This is a genomic window from Rhizobium sp. SRDI969, assembly GCF_025152725.1.
Taxonomy (GTDB): domain Bacteria; phylum Pseudomonadota; class Alphaproteobacteria; order Rhizobiales; family Rhizobiaceae; genus Rhizobium; species Rhizobium leguminosarum_I.
The window spans coordinates 304,115-319,246 of record NZ_CP104037.1 but is presented as its reverse complement, the minus strand read 5'-3'; the positions used below and the strand labels follow the sequence as shown (position 1 = coordinate 319,246).

Sequence of the window (15,132 nt, the reverse complement as noted above, 5' to 3'; positions counted from 1 at the left end):
GACCGATGGCCGTTATGACAGAGGCTGTTACAGCGGGCGACGCAGCGCTTTCGGTGCGCGGCCTCACAGTCGACCTGCCGAAAGGCATGGAACGGGCTCATGCCGTCGAAAATGTCTCGTTCGACCTCAAGCGTGGTCAGATCCTTTGCATTATCGGTGAGTCTGGTTCCGGCAAGTCGGTTACGGCAAACACGATCATGGGGCTGTTGCCCAAGATCATTCCAGTCTCGTCGGGCGCGATCAATCTCGATGGAGCCACCATAGTCGGCGCACCGGCAAAAAGGCTGCGGCAGCTGCGTGGCCGTGTCGTGTCCATGATCTTTCAGGATCCGCTTTCGGCGCTCAATCCGTTGATGACGGTCGGCGAGCAGGTTGCTGAAGTGATGGCGGCCCATGGCGTGGGCACCAAGGCCTCGCGGCGTGACCGCGCACTCGAGTTGCTGACCGAGGTGGGCCTACCCGATCCGCATCTGATGTACCACCAGTATCCGTTCCGGCTTTCTGGTGGTCAGCGCCAGCGCGTCATGATCGCGATGGCGCTGGCCCTCGAGCCGACCATTCTGATCGCAGACGAACCAACGACAGCCCTCGACGTCACCACCCAGGCGCAGATCCTGAAGCTCATCCGTGACATTCAGCGCCGCAAGGATATGAGCGTCATGTTCATCACCCACGACTTCGGCGTCGTCGCAGAAATTGCCGACAGCGTCGTGGTTATGGAGAAAGGGCGGATTGTCGAGCAGGGCACCGCCGATCAGGTTCTCAAATCACCCAGCCACCCCTACACCAAACGCTTGATCGCAGCGGTTCCGCGCCTCACCGGCGAGGATAGAAAGCTCAAGGCGCAGACGGGCGACGAGACAATCCTGACTGTCAATGGCTTGTGCAAGACCTATCGCAGCGGCAGCGCGCTGTTCGGCAGCCAGCGTGTCGTGCCTGCGGTGAGGGACGCCTCATTCACGTTGGCTGCGGGCCGCACCCTCGGCATTGTTGGCGAAAGCGGCTCCGGAAAATCGTCGTTGGGCCGGCTTCTGATCAAGCTTCAGGACAGCGATAGCGGTCAGATCTTGTTCGAGGGCAAGGACATTGTCAAGCTTTCGGAATCCGAGTTCCGGCCGTTGCGCCCTCGGATTCAGATGATCTTTCAGGATCCTTTTGCCTCGCTCAACCCGCGATCCACGATTGGTCAAATACTGACCGTCGGGCCTGTCGCACATGGTATGTCCTACGCGCAGGCGCGCGAAGAGGCCCGGGCGTTGCTTTCCCACGTCGGTCTCGATGCCGGCGCCTTCGGCCGCTACCCGCACGAATTCTCGGGTGGGCAGCGCCAGCGCATCGGCATCGCCAGGGCCCTCATGTTCAAGCCTAAGCTACTGATTGCCGACGAAGCCGTCTCCGCGCTTGACGTGTCGATCCAAGCCCAGATCCTCAAGCTGCTTGACCAAATCCAGCGCGAGACGGGCGTATCAATGATCTTCATCACCCATGACCTTCGTGTCGCCAGTCAGATCTGTGACGAAATCGCAGTGATGCAGAAGGGCAGGGTTGTCGAGCGCGGCCCGCCGTCTCAGATCTTCCTGAAACCGCAATCGGACTACACCCGTGAACTTGTCGCTGCAATTCCGGGAGAACGACGGAGAGGCACTTGAGAAGGTTCAATTCACCGCTGGCAATCGCTGCCTAATGAGCAAAAGAGAGGGAATAAAATGACAAAAGACTCTACGACCAAAAGCAACATTTCTCGGCGCGACGCACTGCGTCTGATGGCAGCCGGCGGCATTGCATGCTTTGCCGCTCCCAACCTGATCGGCAAGCCTGACATTGCCCGGGCCGCCGACAAGAAGCCTGCGGGTCGCGTCGTGGTCGGGCTTTCGCAGGAACCGACCGTCTTCAATCCGCTGATGGCCCATATCGAAACGGACGATGCGGTCCACTTCTCACTTTTCGACGCCCTCTTCCGCATCGATCCAGCCGGTGTTCTCCAGCCCAATCTTGCGCTAGAAGTTCCCACGCAAAAGAACGGCGGCATCTCGGCGGATGGCCTGAACTGGCGCGTCCGGCTACGTGACGATGTGCACTGGCATGACGGTAATCCCTTCACGGCTGAGGACGTGAAGTTTACCCTTGAACTGATCACCAATCCGAAATTCCGCGCCTGGCGTACGGGCGGCCATTCGCTGGTGCGCGACCTCACTGTGGTCTCGCCAACTGAAATCACCTGGCGCATGGAGCAGGTTTTCGCTCCCTACCTGTCGTTTCTCACCGAAACCTTCATCGTGCCGAAGCACCTTCTCGAGAAGGAGCCTGATCCGAACGCAGCAGCCTTCAATCAGGCACCCGTTGGCACCGGCGCCTTCAAGTGGAGCCAGCGTGTCGCTGGGGACCACCTCGAACTGGCGGCGAACCCGGATTATTTTGGGGACGGTCCGTATGTCGAACAGGTCATATTCAAATACATTCCTGACCAGACGGTGCTCTACACCCAGTTCAAGAGCGGCGATATCGACCTCACAGACCAGGCGTACATCACGTCCGACCACTACGACGAGGCCAGCAAGTTGCCGGGTCGGGTGGTGAGCCTGGTGCCTGGTGCCTCTGTCGAGTCGTTCTATCTCAATCTTGAGCGGCCGCAGTTCAAGGAACTTGCGGTGCGTCAGGCACTCTATGCTGCAATGGACAGAAAGGCGATCATCGACGCCCTCTATTTCGGCGTGGTGACAACGACGGAAACCTTCATGCCGAAGGAGTCGTATTATTTCAATCCGAACCTTCCTGCGCAGGAATACAATCCCGACGCCGCACGCAAGCTCCTCGACGACGCCGGCTGGGTGCCCGGGTCGGATGGGATCCGTGAGAAGAATGGAGTGAAGCTGGCGTTCAACAACTCGACGACATCCGGCAACAATCTCCGTGAGCAGGTGCAGCAGTTCCTGCAGCAGACATTCGCCGAAATTGGCGTCCAGATGACCATTTCTAATTTGCCGGCTGCCGTGATGTTTGGCGAATTCTGGCTGAAGTCACAGTTCGACACGGCGATCTCGGGCGTTACGCATCTGATTGCCGCGGATCCCGACGCCACCAACCGTCTTGCCAGCAGCGCGATTGCCGCGAAGGGTGGAAAGGGATCGAACGTCGGCCAGTATTCCAATCCGGAAGTGGACGCGCTGCTCAAGAAGGGTGCCCAGACCTTCGATCCGGAATCACGTCGTGAAATCTACCACCGTATCCAGGAAATCGTGCGTCAGGACCTTCCCTTTCTTCCGCTGTTTGCCGCCACCTATGTGGTTGGCACCAAGGAAGGCCTTGAAGGCTGGGAACCGAATACGAACACTCGCACGGCATCCTGGCATGCTGCCGGCTGGCACTGGAAGAGCTGAGTTAACCTCCCGTCGCCGCCGCGCGTCGCGGCGGCGACCTCTATTGGCGCTAGCAAAGGGAGAGCCTGAATGCGTAGCTTCCTACTTAACCGGTTCGCTCAGAGCCTCGTACTGCTCCTGATCGTTTCCGTCATCGGCTTCGTGGTCCTCAATCTGATTCCGGGCGGCCCGCTGGCACAATTCGGGCTCGATGCGAGCATGACTCAGGACGACTTGAAGCGACTGGCGGAGCAGTTGGGCCTGAACCGTCCTCTGTGGGTGCAGTATCTGGATTGGGCCTGGCGCCTGTTGACAGGAGACTGGGGCCACTCCTTCCGCGACGGGGCGCCAGTTCTCGAGGTGATTGGACGACACCTCATGGCAACGTTGTTGCTGATGGGATCGTCCACGGTGATCGCGATCGCTATCGGTACGTGGATCGGCGTTCGCGGCGCCGTAAAGCGCTATTCGGTTTTCGACTACATGGCGACCGTCGGTGCGATGGTGGCCCTTTCGATCCCGACTTTCTGGTTCGGCCTGATCGGGATCTACGTCTTCTCGCTCAAACTTGGCTGGCTTCCAGCCGGCAACATGTACACGATCGGCGACGAATCCGTTCTGAACTATCTCCACCATCTCATCCTGCCCAGCGTCGTGCTTGCGCTGGTGCATGTGGCCATCTGGAGCCGCTACATGCGAGCGGCTACTCTCGACGTGATCAATCAGGAATTCATCAAGACGGCCCGCGCCAAAGGACTGAGCGAGCGCCGCATCCTGATGAAACACGTCATCGGAAACGCGCTTCTGCCGATGATCACGCTCGCGGGAATGCAGCTTCCCAGCGTCCTGACAGGTGCTTTGGTCACGGAGACGGTATTCACCTGGCCGGGAATGGGCCGCCTGTTCCTCGACAGCCTCGGCTACAGTGACTACCCGGTGGTAATGGGATTGCTCATGTTCTCGGCGATCCTTGTCGTGGTGAGCAACCTCGCCGCCGACATCGTTGTCGCCATCATCGATCCCCGGATCCGTCTGAGTTAAGCGCCTTGAACGCTCATCAGGAGTCAGCCATCATGACTGCCATTGCCGCAAATTCGCCCCGGGAGCGCTGGTGGAACAGCCGATCTGCGCACCGTTTCATGAACCACCATCTGGCCCTCATAGGCATGGTGATGATCGCCCTCCTGACGCTGGCATGCGTCTTGGGACCACACTTGTTGCCGTACGATTCACTCTATATCGATCTGCGCGCCCGCTTCGCTCCGCCGCTGACCGGCCGGCATTATCTCGGCACCGACCCGCTAGGAAGGGATCTGGCCGCCCGGTTGTTCATGGCGGGCCGGATTTCGCTGCTGGTCGGTTTCTCGGCAATGCTGCTGTCGACGCTGATCGGGACCCTTGTCGGCGTGGTGGCGGGATATAGGGGTGGCCTGGTCGGCACGGTGCTGATGCGTGCCGTGGATGGCTTCCTTTCCTTCCCATCCATCTTCCTCGTGCTTGCTCTTGCAGCTGCGCTGAAGCCAAGCCCGATCATGATTACCGTCGTTATTGCTGCTACGAGCTGGATGGAAGTTGCCCGCATTGTCGAGGCCGAAGTGCGCTCCCTGCGCGAGCGCGAATTCGTACTGGCTGGCCGCATGCTGGGACTGAGCGCAACGCACATCATGTTCCGAGAAATCCTTCCCAATGCCATAGGTCCGATCATCGTCGCGGCCACCCTGACCATCGCCCGGGCGATCCTGATGGAGGCCTATATCAGCTTCCTCGGTTATGGAATTCAGCCGCCTCTTCCCAGTTGGGGCAACATGCTGAATGGTGCGCAGCAGTATCTGGGGACCGCACCGTGGCTGGCGATCATTCCCGGAGCCGCCATCACGATCGCTGTAACCAGCTTCAATTTCATCGGCGACGGGCTGCGCGACGCGCTCGATGTTCGCGGTGATCACAGCTGAGCGAACACCATCTCGGGAGAGATGACGAGGGTCGAACGCAAAGCCATCGGCACTAGGATGCCGAATAGGCTTCTGCCGATCACATAGGCGTAAGGACGGCGCAACAGAATTCACCTCATCGCTATCGCTGATGGGTTGGAAACCTTGCGTGTTGCCACGGATGATTGTTGAGGCGTCAAACGTGCCTGTCGGAGATGCCGCGCACGATGCCAGAGGAATAGGTCTATGCCAGTCGAAGTTCAGAAAGTAAGTGACAGCTTTTCGTTTCCAACCGAGGTCGACGTCGTTGTCATCGGGGCGGGGATCGTCGGTACCTGCACGGCCTATGAGCTCGCCCGCAAGGGGGTGTCCGTTGCTCTGCTCGAAAAGGGCATCGTTGGCGGCGAGCAGTCAAGCCGCAATTGGGGATGGGTCCGACAGCAGAACCGCGACCTTCATGAACTTGCGCTTGCCATGTATAGTCTGCGCCGTTGGGAGGAACTGAGCACCGAGATCGGTCGCGATCTTGGGTTTCGTCGAAGCGGGATACTTTACTGCACGAAGAACGAGGCTGATGTTGCTCGGTGGGAAACGTGGGGTAAGACTGCGCGCGTTCAAGGATTCCACAGCCAAATACTGAGTGCGTCCGAGGCCAACAATCGTGCTTCGGGTGGCACCTCCTCGTGGGTTGGCGGCGTTTGGTCTCCGACCGATGGGAGAGCTGAGCCAAGTCTTGCTGTGCCTGCAATCGCGGAGGCCGCCAAGGAAATCGGCGTATCGCTCCATCAAAACTGCGCCGTTCGGGGCCTTGACATTACCCAGGGCCGGGTAACCGGTGTGTGGACAGAGCGAGGACTTGTGAATGCCGGCACCGTCGTTTGCGCTGGTGGCGCATGGGCCTCCCGGTTTTCTCATCGATACGGGATCGAGCTACCGGTAGCAAACATCTCCGGCACCGCAATTAAGACGACTCCCGCGCCCGAAATCATTCAAGCGGGGTGCCTCTCGACTTCAAACTTCGTGTTGCGACGTCGGACAGACGGCGCCTACACGATCGCCGTACCCGGACGTGGTACGCTCGACCTCACTCCGAGGGGGATGCGATACGCGTTCAAATTCTATCAGATGTACCGCAGCAAGATTGGGAAGAAGCTGAAATACCGTCTGAACAGCAGCTTCTGGAATGGGCCCGATGCTTTCAGTAGCTGGGAGAACGATGAAATCTCGCCTTTTGAAAAAAACCGCATTTTGGATCCTGCCCCCGACGGGGAACTCGTGAAGCTCGCGTTGAAGAACCTTGAAAGCGAATACCCTGCACTTAAGGGAATCGGGGTCGAACGCGCGTGGGGAGGGCTCATCGATACTTCGCCAGATCTCGTCCCCGTTATTTCACGAGTGGAGCAATTGCCGGGTTACGTGATTGCTGCGGGGTTCAGCGGGCACGGTTTTGCCATAGGACCGGGTGCCGGTCGGTTGGTCAGCGAGATCGTGATGAACGAAACCCCGATCACCGACATCTCACCCTACAGGTTGAGCCGGTTCAGCGACGGCTCGGCGATCAGACGACCGGAAATGATGTAACGGTTGATTTGCAGTCCAAACTGCTGCTGTCCGTGTGCCAAAACGGGCCGCGGACCGACATGGGGCGAAACATCAGTCAGACAAAACAGGTTCCAGATTCTTGTCGAGCAGGATCGTTTTTGGGAGCCAGTCATAGGGAGCAAAACAGTGGTCCTCGAGCGCTACACCGTGCCGCGCCTTGTCCGGCAGCGAGCATTCATAGATCGGGAAAAGTACCTGAAATGGTACGAGGAAAGCGTCGAGAACCCGAACAAGTTCTGGGGCAAGCACGGCAAGCGGATCGACTGGTTCAAGCCCTATACCAAGGTCAAGAACACCTCCTTTACCGGCAAGGTGTCGATCAAGTGGTTCGAGGACGGTCAGACAAACGTCTCCTACAACTGCATCGACCGTCATCTGAAAACGAATGGCGACCAGGTGGCGATCATCTGGGAGGGCGACAACCCCTATATCGACAAGAAGGTCACCTATAACGAGCTTTACGAGCATGTCTGCCGGATGGCGAACGTGTTGAAGAAGCACGGCGTCAAGAAGGGCGATCGCGTCACCATCTATATGCCGATGATCCCCGAAGCCGCCTATGCGATGCTCGCCTGCGCCCGTATTGGCGCGGTGCATTCGGTCGTCTTCGGCGGTTTCTCGCCCGAGGCGCTGGCCGGGCGCATCGTCGACTGCGAATCCACCTTCGTCATCACCTGCGACGAAGGCCTGCGTGGCGGCAAGCCGGTGCCGCTGAAGGACAATACCGATACGGCGATCCATATCGCCGCCCGCCAGCATGTCAATGTCAGCAAGGTGCTGGTCGTTCGCCGCACCGGTGGCAAGACCGGTTGGGCGTCCGGCCGCGATCTCTGGTATCACCAGGAAATTGCCACAGTGAAGGCGGAATGCCCGCCGGTGAAGATGAAGGCGGAGGACCCGCTCTTCATTCTTTATACGTCAGGCTCGACCGGCAAGCCGAAGGGCGTGCTGCATACGACCGGCGGTTACCTCGTCTATGCCGCGATGACGCATGAATATGTCTTCGATTATCACGACGGCGACGTCTACTGGTGTACGGCCGATGTCGGCTGGGTCACCGGCCACTCCTATATCGTCTATGGGCCGCTTGCGAATTGCGCGACGACGCTGATGTTCGAGGGCGTGCCGAACTTCCCGGATCAGGGCCGTTTCTGGGAAGTCATCGACAAGCACAAGGTCAACATCTTCTATACGGCGCCGACGGCGATCCGCTCGCTGATGGGTGCCGGCGACGACTTCGTCACGCGCTCCTCGCGCTCTTCGCTGCGGCTGCTCGGCACGGTCGGCGAAACGATCAATCCGGAAGCCTGGGAGTGGTATTACAATGTCGTCGGCGACAAGCGCTGCCCGGTCATCGATACGTGGTGGCAGACGGAAACCGGCGGCCATATGATCACGCCGCTGCCCGGCGCCACCGATCTGAAGCCCGGTTCGGCGACGACGCCGTTCTTCGGCGTCAAGCCTGAGATCGTCGACAATGAAGGCACGGTGCTCGAAGGCCCGGCCGACGGCAATCTCTGCATCACCGACAGCTGGCCGGGCCAGATGCGCACGGTCTATGGCGATCACGAGCGCTTCATCCAGACCTATTTCGCCACCTACAAGGGCAAGTATTTCACCGGCGATGGCTGCCGGCGCGATGCGGACGGTTATTATTGGATCACCGGCCGCGTCGACGATGTGCTGAACGTCTCCGGCCACCGGCTCGGCACGGCGGAGGTGGAATCCGCGCTCGTCTCGCACAACCTGGTTTCGGAAGCCGCGGTCGTCGGTTATCCGCATCCGATCAAGGGCCAGGGCATTTATTGCTACGTGACGCTGATGGCCGGTCACGAGGGATCGGATACGCTTCGCCAGGAACTGGTAAAACACGTGCGGGGCGAAATCGGCCCGATCGCCGCACCCGACAAAATCCAGTTTGCGCCCGGCCTGCCGAAGACCCGCTCCGGCAAGATCATGCGCCGCATCCTGCGCAAGATCGCCGAAGATGATTTCGGTGCGCTCGGCGACACTTCGACACTTGCCGATCCGGCCGTGGTGGAGGGCTTGATCGCTAGCCGCCAGAATACGTAGCCTATGTTTAGGTATAGCGCCGCTAGTTCCATAAATAAGGGTTACGCCGCACCGACACGACGACATTATGGGTGCGGTTCGCATGATCGGCCGCATTCCCAGTTCCTGCTATGGCATCGAGAGAACTGCTTCAAGCACTGAAAGCGACGACTGCGGCAAGTTGATCGGGTTCATCCTTATCGGTCCAGCCCGTTGACGTTCTGGCGGAGTAACGTTGCGAATTTCTTCAGCCCATTTTGCTGAAGCACGTTGATGAACCCCTCAATCGTCGGAGTTGTCTTGCGCAGATTAAGCCGCGCAAGTCTGGCACTCGAAAGAAGCGCCTCGGGAAACGCGATATTAAGGTCAGCCAGGAAATCATCTGGCGACTTGCTCGTTATGCCGTAAGGACGCAGGTCTCGTCTCGGGAAATCCTTGAGGTTCAAGGTGACGATGACAAAAGCTTTTCCCGCAATGGCAGCGGCGAGTACATGCCGATCGTCGCGGTCAGGCAGTTTAAGATCTTCGATCAACGGACGATAGTTCACCACGTCCGCCTCCGGGGGGACCGCCTTCATGCGGTCACGCGTGAGTTCCAGGCGTTCCGTGGACAAACCCGGCGTGTTGGCAGCGAGATTCCGCATCCATTCGCCATGGATATCGTCGGTCCACCGCGCCTCGACAAGGCCATCAAAGGCGCACTGGATCAGGACATTCCGAAGATGAAATGGATAAAGGACGCAGGCATCATAGACCGCGACAGGCGGTTTAGAGGCCATGGGTCTGGATCAAGTCCTCGGTATCTTCGGCAAGCGCGTCGACCGCCGCTTGACGCACGTCGAGCCTGGATTTCAGCCCGAGTACATCCTTTAGAAGAGCTCGGCGATGTTTGCCCACGTAGCGGAATGGCAGATCGCCCCGATCCATGCGAAGCACAACAAGGGGACGAGAGATGCCGAGAATAGCCGCCACCTTGGTCGGGCTCAGTTCTTGGTCTTCGGCCAGCACGGCAACACGTTCGCCGCGTAGCATGTGCGCCAAAAGCACCTGAACTGCTGCGGCGGCCGACGGCGGTATCGAGAGCGTCTGGTCCTTCCCGCCTTCATGGCGAACATGAAGTTCCAGCCTGTCGCCCGCGCCCAGTTTCGGCAGAGGTGAAGCTGCCTTACGATCGCGATCGGACAGCCCGGCGAAGTGAACGATTTGGCTGGCCATGGCAATATCTCCTGGATCGCCAACATAGTACCCCTCGCCGTTAACTGCAATAACTGAAAGTTTGCGAAATGAGATTGAGTTAGTGGATTTGGCGTCTGATCGAAGCCGCTGAGAATTCCTCTCTAAATCAGATCTCTAATCTATGGACCGCGTCGCCACAGGTTAGCTGTACGCAGCCAAAAGCGCGATACAGGCCCGGGCCCTTGCTGATTGGTGGACGACTGATTGGCAGACCCTTCCGGACCGTCGGGTCGATCTCACCGGCGAAGTGGAAGAGCCGCTTCAGTGGGCAGGTAGCAATACCTAGTGCAAGCCCGACGAGCCGTTTATCTTCCAAGACCCATCTGCTGGACAAGCGACGCATTGAACCGAGTCACGCCCTCAAGACTTTGCCTGCTTGTGACGAAGTCGCGGCATCCGTTTGGATTGTTTGTACCCGGCCGGACCTGCTCGATCACCCCGGCGCTGCCAGTTGACGGGTTGGCCCACGCTAGCGGATCAGAACCGACCGTGGCCCGTCCCACGGTTTCCGCAATCACCGTTTGGTCAGTGATCGGAACTGCCGTCGCAGCGACCGGAGCAACTGTGGACGTCTGAAGCGGCTCGGGATGCGAGCAAGAGGTGAGCACCAGCGCAGGGGCCACGATGGCAATCACGATCAGCTTTGAAAGCATAGAGTGACAAGCCAGCCTTTCGGACGCTGCATATGACATCGCATTGTGACCAGATGCGGGCACCGTGGACTGCTCATTTCGCCGGACAACAACGAAACTCTTAAGAAAAATGCCGTGGGATTCTCAAAGACCCAATAGGCTGGGCTCGCAAATTGCGCATCTTCAAGAAACCGGTCGCGGTGCGCCAATGACTACCGCCATTTCTCCGTGAGAAATCCTGACGATCCGTGGACGGGGTCGTGTGGGGCAGGGGCATTGACGAGATTTTTGCCAGCATTTCGCTTGAAGGAGCGGACGTCTGAATGTCGGCACGCTGTTCCTTAGGATAGGCGCCTATCACTTGGAAGTCCGACGTGCAGCCGAGATTTCGGTGCCCTGTCCCGGCTGGAAATAGCATCAGGCGGCCCATTATACAGTATCGCGCGCTCTTACCCGCGCCAGCGCATGCGCGTGACCTTGCCCCAAGTTTTATCCAGTTTTGAGTTCGCTCCAGCGGTTTTTGAGGTGCTCCCCGATTTTGGGCCAGCAGGAGCTGGAATTTTCCGTGGTTATGGCTCAGCTCGGCGGGGGTGCCGATGAGCCGTTCATAAGCGAAATCGGTACCTTGTTGCCAATCGCGCTATGTGGCCGGAACTCGTTATAGGCAATAAGTGAAGTCCGGTCGTTTGGTTGCCACATTCAGGATTCACCCGGTTAGATGACAGAACACAACGTGGAGCTGCTTCGTCCCGTCACAACTAGAATTGGTATCCTAAAAGGCATAACCGGTTGTAAACTTCCGCTGCGGCTAATGACCATTCACTGGCCGCTCTTTTTCACGGTATGCCCGTGCTCGATCCGAAAGGTCGCGATGACCCGCCGTCGTCTTCGTGATCAATGAACACGCCGCGAAGGCGGTGGTCATCGGTCTTATACTCGCATAGCCGCAGCCAAAGTCATCCAAAGCGAAACCAATGCCGACCGCCTTCAGTGCGTCCATCGCACGACGTGCTTGATCTGGATTCGACATCAATACCCCTTCAGTAATCTCGAGGTTCAGGCGCCTGGGATCGAACTCGAGCTCCTTCAGCATCGAAATGATATCCGATAATCATCGATCCAATCCATCGAATGCCGGGACTGAACACTTTTGTGTCTCAATAATTAGTAATCTTCTTCATATAACGCCGGCCGTCGAGCATCACGGTCTCGCGTTTAGCGGCCAGCTTGTAGGCAAACTTCCACAGCGCGTCGAAGAAGATCAGCGGCACGAGATAGCCCTGGAATGCCGCGTCGATACCATCGAGATCGAGATTCTTGGCGTCGAGCACCAAAACGTTCTTCTCGTCGCAATAGGTGAACAGGAAGTCGCGGGTGCGCTCCTCCAGCCGGCGGGTTTCGTCCATGCCGATGAAGCTGATGAAGCTGGCATTTTGGTCGACCACTTCAAACGGTCCGTGGAAGAATTCGTCGGCGTGGATCGCCTGTGAATTGATCCACAGCATTTCCATCAGCACGCAGATCGAGAACGAATAGGACGCACCGTAATTGGCGCCGCTGGCTGTCGTATAGATAACGCTGCGATCCTTGAAACGTTCTGCAAACGCGTCGAACATCGACGCATACTGCACATGTGCCTTCTCGATTGCTGGCTGCAGGCAGTTGAGGCTTTTGAGCAGCGAAGGCACGACGTCGTTTTTTTCGACCTGTTTCAACAAGCCGGCGAGGATCATGTAGAGCACGCCATAATTGCTGTCGGCTGCGTCGATCGGGATGCCTGTGGTATAGGGGGCCTGGTAGGCGACGATGTGATCGACGGCTTCGGCGAGCGGCGATTTCGGATCGAGTGTCATGCCGATCGTGGTCGCGCCGCGTTCGCGCGCATGCTTGGCGGCGCCCACCGTTTCCTTGGTCGTGCCGGTCTGCGAGCAGAGAATGACCAGCGATTCGGCGCCGAGACGGCGGGGGTCGCGGGTGACGAATTCGTCGCCGTTGTAAACATCCGAATTCAGCGTATCGGCGTACCGGTCGAGGAAATATTTACCGGGATGCATGATCGACAGCGAGCCGCCGCAGGCCACCAGGAAGACGTTAGTGATTGTCTTGCCAGCCATGGCTGCGAGGGCGGTTGCGATATCGACATTCAGTTCAGTCTTCATGGTCGAGGTCTTTTCAAGAGAGCGTTGACAGGTTTTCCCCAATGTGCGAACGTTCTCACATCTTGTCAATCAGAAAGATTCCCGATGGTGAAGATTGCCGCGATGGGCGATAACGTCGTGGATTGCTACCTGTCCAAGAATACCATGTTCCCCGGCGGCAGCTGTCTCAATGTCTCTGTTTTCATTCGAAAATTCGGCGGTGAGTCCGCCTATGTCGGCGCGATCGGCAGGGATAGGGCGAGCGATATCATCGCCACCGCCCTTGCCGACGAGGGCGTGGATATCACCCATTTGCGTCGTCTCGACGGTCCCACAGCCTATTGCGTGATCGGGCACCGCAACGCCGACCGGGTGTTCGTCAACTACGATCTCGGCATCTCGATGTTCGAGCCGGCCGAGGCCGATCATGCCTTCATCGGGGGATACGATGCGGTGCATATCGGCCAATCGAGCGGTCTCGATTCGAGGCTTGCCCGGGTCGCAGGGGAAAACAGGCTCTCCTATGATTTCTCCGACAAATTCACCGACCAGCGGATAGCCGAGATCGCTCCGCTCTGCTTCCTAGCGTCGGTCTCGGCCAAGGATGACGCCAACGACAACGCTCTTGCGCTGATGCACCAGGTTCTCGCAGCCGGCGCCGAATGGGTGCTGGTGACGCGCGGCGCACAGGGCGCCATTCTCGGTCACGGCGATGACATCTTTGAAGTGCCGGCCTACCGCACCACAGTGGTCGATACGCTCGGCGCCGGCGATACGTTCATCGCCCGCACGCTCTATGGACTAATCAAGGGCGAGACGCCCAATGCCCTGCTGGAAGCGGCGGCAAAGGCGGCGGCGGAGACCTGCGGCTATTATGGCGCGGTCGGACATGGCGCACCGATCGATATCTCTGTCGATGTCGAGGCGCTGAGAATAGCCTATCCAGACCTATAGCGACCGCGGCGGGGCAATCGAGCCGCGTTCGGCAAATGCGGGCTTCAACGCTACCCGCTGTGGCTCGCCGTCTTCGCCGTTGATGCGGGCAAGGATCAGCCGTGCAGCGGCCTCGCCCATGTCGATCAGCGGCTGGACGACGGCGGAAATGCCTGGCTTCAAAAAGCTCATCCAGTCCAGGTCGTCGAAGCAGATCAGCGACAGGTCGGTGGGAATGCGGAGATCAAGCGTGGTGATCACTTCCATCGCCGCAGCCGACATCAGGCCGTCGGTGGTAAACAGCGCCGTCGGCCGGTCGGGCAAATGCAGCAGTCTCTGGGTTTCCTTGCGCGCACCCTCGGCCGAGTAAACCCCGACTCGGCCGACCAGCACGCGATCAACCGAGAGACCAGCGGATCGATGCGCTTCCATATAGCCAAACAGGCGCTGCCAGCTCGGAAACAGGTTGGTAGGGTCGACGGCATTCCGCTCTACCGAGCGGATGAAGGCATCGACATCGCCATGTTCCCAGCGCTCCAGCTCGGCGACCATGCCGATGCGTCGATGGCCGGCATCGATGAGCCGGGAGATGCATTCGCGGGAGGCAGCGCGGTTGTCGACGGTAACCGAATCCGCCGCAAGGTTGATGACGGCGCGGTCGATCGTTACGACCGGGCAACCATCTCTGATTGCCGAATGCAGATGCAGTGAACCGAGAATATCCGAGGGGGCGATGATCAGCCCATCGACCTGTTTCTCACGCAGCAGCTGCACTGCCTCAAGTTCCCGGTCCAGCCGTTCGTCGCTATTGGTCAGCAGCACGCCGAAACCCGAGGCACGGGCGACGTCGGCAACGCCGCGCAGGATGCTGGCATAGAACGGGCTCTGGATATCGCCCGCGACGACGCCGATGGTCATGGTCTTGCCGGTGATCAGCCCGCGCGCCAGCAGATTGGGCCGGTAGCCCAACTGTTCGGAGGCTTGGCGGACCTTGTCCTTGATCTCCTGCCGGGAATAGCCGTAACCGCCGAGAACGCGACCGGCCGTGGCGGTGCTGACGCCGGCGAGCTTTGCCACCTCGGCAATGGTGATTTTGTCCGGTCGCTTGTCGGCCATTTTCTCATTCACTTTGCATGCAGGCCGGCATTTCAGGCGGCCAGATCTCTATGCGGAATTTCTCACTTGACGAACAGGAAAAAGCAATGCCTATAATGTGAGAACGTTCGCACAATTTATCCGGTAGTCAAGAACC

12 protein-coding genes and 2 pseudogenes are annotated in these 15,132 nt (G+C 58.8%); 7 read left to right on the top strand and 7 right to left on the bottom strand.

All coding sequences use genetic code 11. The features are described from left to right. Positions 1-5 precede the first annotated feature (5 nt). The 6 genes from N2A41_RS28590 (at position 6) to acs (ending at position 8,962) form a co-directional block, all read left to right on the top strand. Positions 6-1,649, top strand: a complete 1,644-nt coding sequence (locus N2A41_RS28590; RefSeq protein WP_260111477.1) for an ABC transporter ATP-binding protein — start codon at positions 6-8, stop codon at positions 1,647-1,649. Between the two features lie 57 nt (positions 1,650-1,706). Beyond that, complete coding sequence (locus N2A41_RS28585; RefSeq protein WP_260111476.1) at positions 1,707-3,377, top strand: peptide ABC transporter substrate-binding protein; 1,671 nt, start codon at positions 1,707-1,709, stop codon at positions 3,375-3,377. Between the two features lie 69 nt (positions 3,378-3,446). Beyond that, positions 3,447-4,397, top strand: a complete 951-nt coding sequence (locus N2A41_RS28580; protein WP_260111475.1) for an ABC transporter permease — start codon at positions 3,447-3,449, stop codon at positions 4,395-4,397. A gap of 32 nt (positions 4,398-4,429) precedes the next feature. Next, positions 4,430-5,308: an ABC transporter permease gene (locus tag N2A41_RS28575; protein ID WP_024323559.1), complete on the top strand. Its 879-nt coding sequence runs from the start codon at positions 4,430-4,432 to the stop codon at positions 5,306-5,308. Between the two features lie 225 nt (positions 5,309-5,533). Continuing rightward, positions 5,534-6,868 carry an NAD(P)/FAD-dependent oxidoreductase gene (locus N2A41_RS28570; RefSeq protein WP_260111474.1) on the top strand — a complete coding sequence of 445 codons (1,335 nt, stop codon included), beginning with the start codon at positions 5,534-5,536 and terminating at the stop codon, positions 6,866-6,868. Between the two features lie 147 nt (positions 6,869-7,015). Further along, complete coding sequence (acs, locus tag N2A41_RS28565; RefSeq protein WP_260111473.1) at positions 7,016-8,962, top strand: acetate--CoA ligase; 1,947 nt, start codon at positions 7,016-7,018, stop codon at positions 8,960-8,962. 176 nt (positions 8,963-9,138) lie between these two features. Here acs and N2A41_RS28560 read toward each other — a convergent pair whose 3' ends face one another. The 6 genes and pseudogenes from N2A41_RS28560 to N2A41_RS28530 all read right to left on the bottom strand — a co-directional run bounded on the left by N2A41_RS28560 (position 9,139) and on the right by N2A41_RS28530 (position 12,968). After that, entirely contained in the window at positions 9,139-9,720 is a 582-nt protein-coding gene (locus N2A41_RS28560; protein ID WP_260111472.1) for a PIN domain-containing protein, read from the bottom strand. After that, entirely contained in the window at positions 9,710-10,156 is a 447-nt protein-coding gene (locus N2A41_RS28555; protein ID WP_260111471.1) for a DNA-binding protein, read from the bottom strand. Before N2A41_RS28555 ends, N2A41_RS28560 begins: the two co-directional genes overlap by 11 nt. A 326-nt stretch (positions 10,157-10,482) precedes the next feature. After that, positions 10,483-10,830, bottom strand: a complete 348-nt coding sequence (locus tag N2A41_RS28550) for an RT0821/Lpp0805 family surface protein (RefSeq protein WP_260111470.1) — start codon at positions 10,828-10,830, stop codon at positions 10,483-10,485. Positions 10,831-11,021: 191 nt separating this feature from the next. Continuing rightward, a pseudogene (locus tag N2A41_RS28545) lies at positions 11,022-11,221 on the bottom strand (cupin); the annotation flags it as partial. A 519-nt stretch (positions 11,222-11,740) separates the two neighbouring features. After that, positions 11,741-11,902 (bottom strand): annotated as a pseudogene (locus N2A41_RS28535) (EAL domain-containing protein); the annotation flags it as partial. Positions 11,903-11,966: 64 nt separating this feature from the next. Further along, positions 11,967-12,968, bottom strand: a complete 1,002-nt coding sequence (locus N2A41_RS28530) for an SIS domain-containing protein (protein ID WP_260111469.1) — start codon at positions 12,966-12,968, stop codon at positions 11,967-11,969. Between the two features lie 84 nt (positions 12,969-13,052). On the opposite strand from N2A41_RS28530, the gene N2A41_RS28525 reads away from it, so the two are divergent. Beyond that, a complete protein-coding gene (locus N2A41_RS28525) occupies positions 13,053-13,901 on the top strand; it encodes a PfkB family carbohydrate kinase (protein ID WP_222341211.1) in 849 nt (282 codons plus the stop codon). On the opposite strand, the gene N2A41_RS28520 is transcribed toward N2A41_RS28525, so the two are convergent. After that, complete coding sequence (locus N2A41_RS28520) at positions 13,896-14,996, bottom strand: LacI family DNA-binding transcriptional regulator (protein ID WP_260111468.1); 1,101 nt, start codon at positions 14,994-14,996, stop codon at positions 13,896-13,898. The two genes, N2A41_RS28525 and N2A41_RS28520, sit on opposite strands and share 6 nt — an antisense overlap. Positions 14,997-15,132 lie beyond the last annotated feature (136 nt).

Bases quoted from the DNA above. Each gene is read 5' to 3' on its own strand.
- N2A41_RS28590 (WP_260111477.1), top strand. From the start codon at position 6: ATGGCCGTTATGACAGAGGCTGTTACAGCGGGCGACGCAGCGCTTTCG.
- N2A41_RS28580 (WP_260111475.1), top strand. From the start codon at position 3,447: ATGCGTAGCTTCCTACTTAACCGGTTCGCTCAGAGCCTCGTACTGCTC.
- N2A41_RS28575 (WP_024323559.1), top strand. From the start codon at position 4,430: ATGACTGCCATTGCCGCAAATTCGCCCCGGGAGCGCTGGTGGAACAGC.
- N2A41_RS28520 (WP_260111468.1), bottom strand. From the start codon at position 14,996: ATGGCCGACAAGCGACCGGACAAAATCACCATTGCCGAGGTGGCAAAG.
- N2A41_RS28570 (WP_260111474.1), top strand. From the start codon at position 5,534: ATGCCAGTCGAAGTTCAGAAAGTAAGTGACAGCTTTTCGTTTCCAACC.
- N2A41_RS28525 (WP_222341211.1), top strand. From the start codon at position 13,053: ATGGTGAAGATTGCCGCGATGGGCGATAACGTCGTGGATTGCTACCTG.
- N2A41_RS28550 (WP_260111470.1), bottom strand. From the start codon at position 10,830: ATGCTTTCAAAGCTGATCGTGATTGCCATCGTGGCCCCTGCGCTGGTG.
- N2A41_RS28555 (WP_260111471.1), bottom strand. From the start codon at position 10,156: ATGGCCAGCCAAATCGTTCACTTCGCCGGGCTGTCCGATCGCGATCGT.
- N2A41_RS28560 (WP_260111472.1), bottom strand. From the start codon at position 9,720: ATGGCCTCTAAACCGCCTGTCGCGGTCTATGATGCCTGCGTCCTTTAT.
- N2A41_RS28530 (WP_260111469.1), bottom strand. From the start codon at position 12,968: ATGAAGACTGAACTGAATGTCGATATCGCAACCGCCCTCGCAGCCATG.
- N2A41_RS28585 (WP_260111476.1), top strand. From the start codon at position 1,707: ATGACAAAAGACTCTACGACCAAAAGCAACATTTCTCGGCGCGACGCA.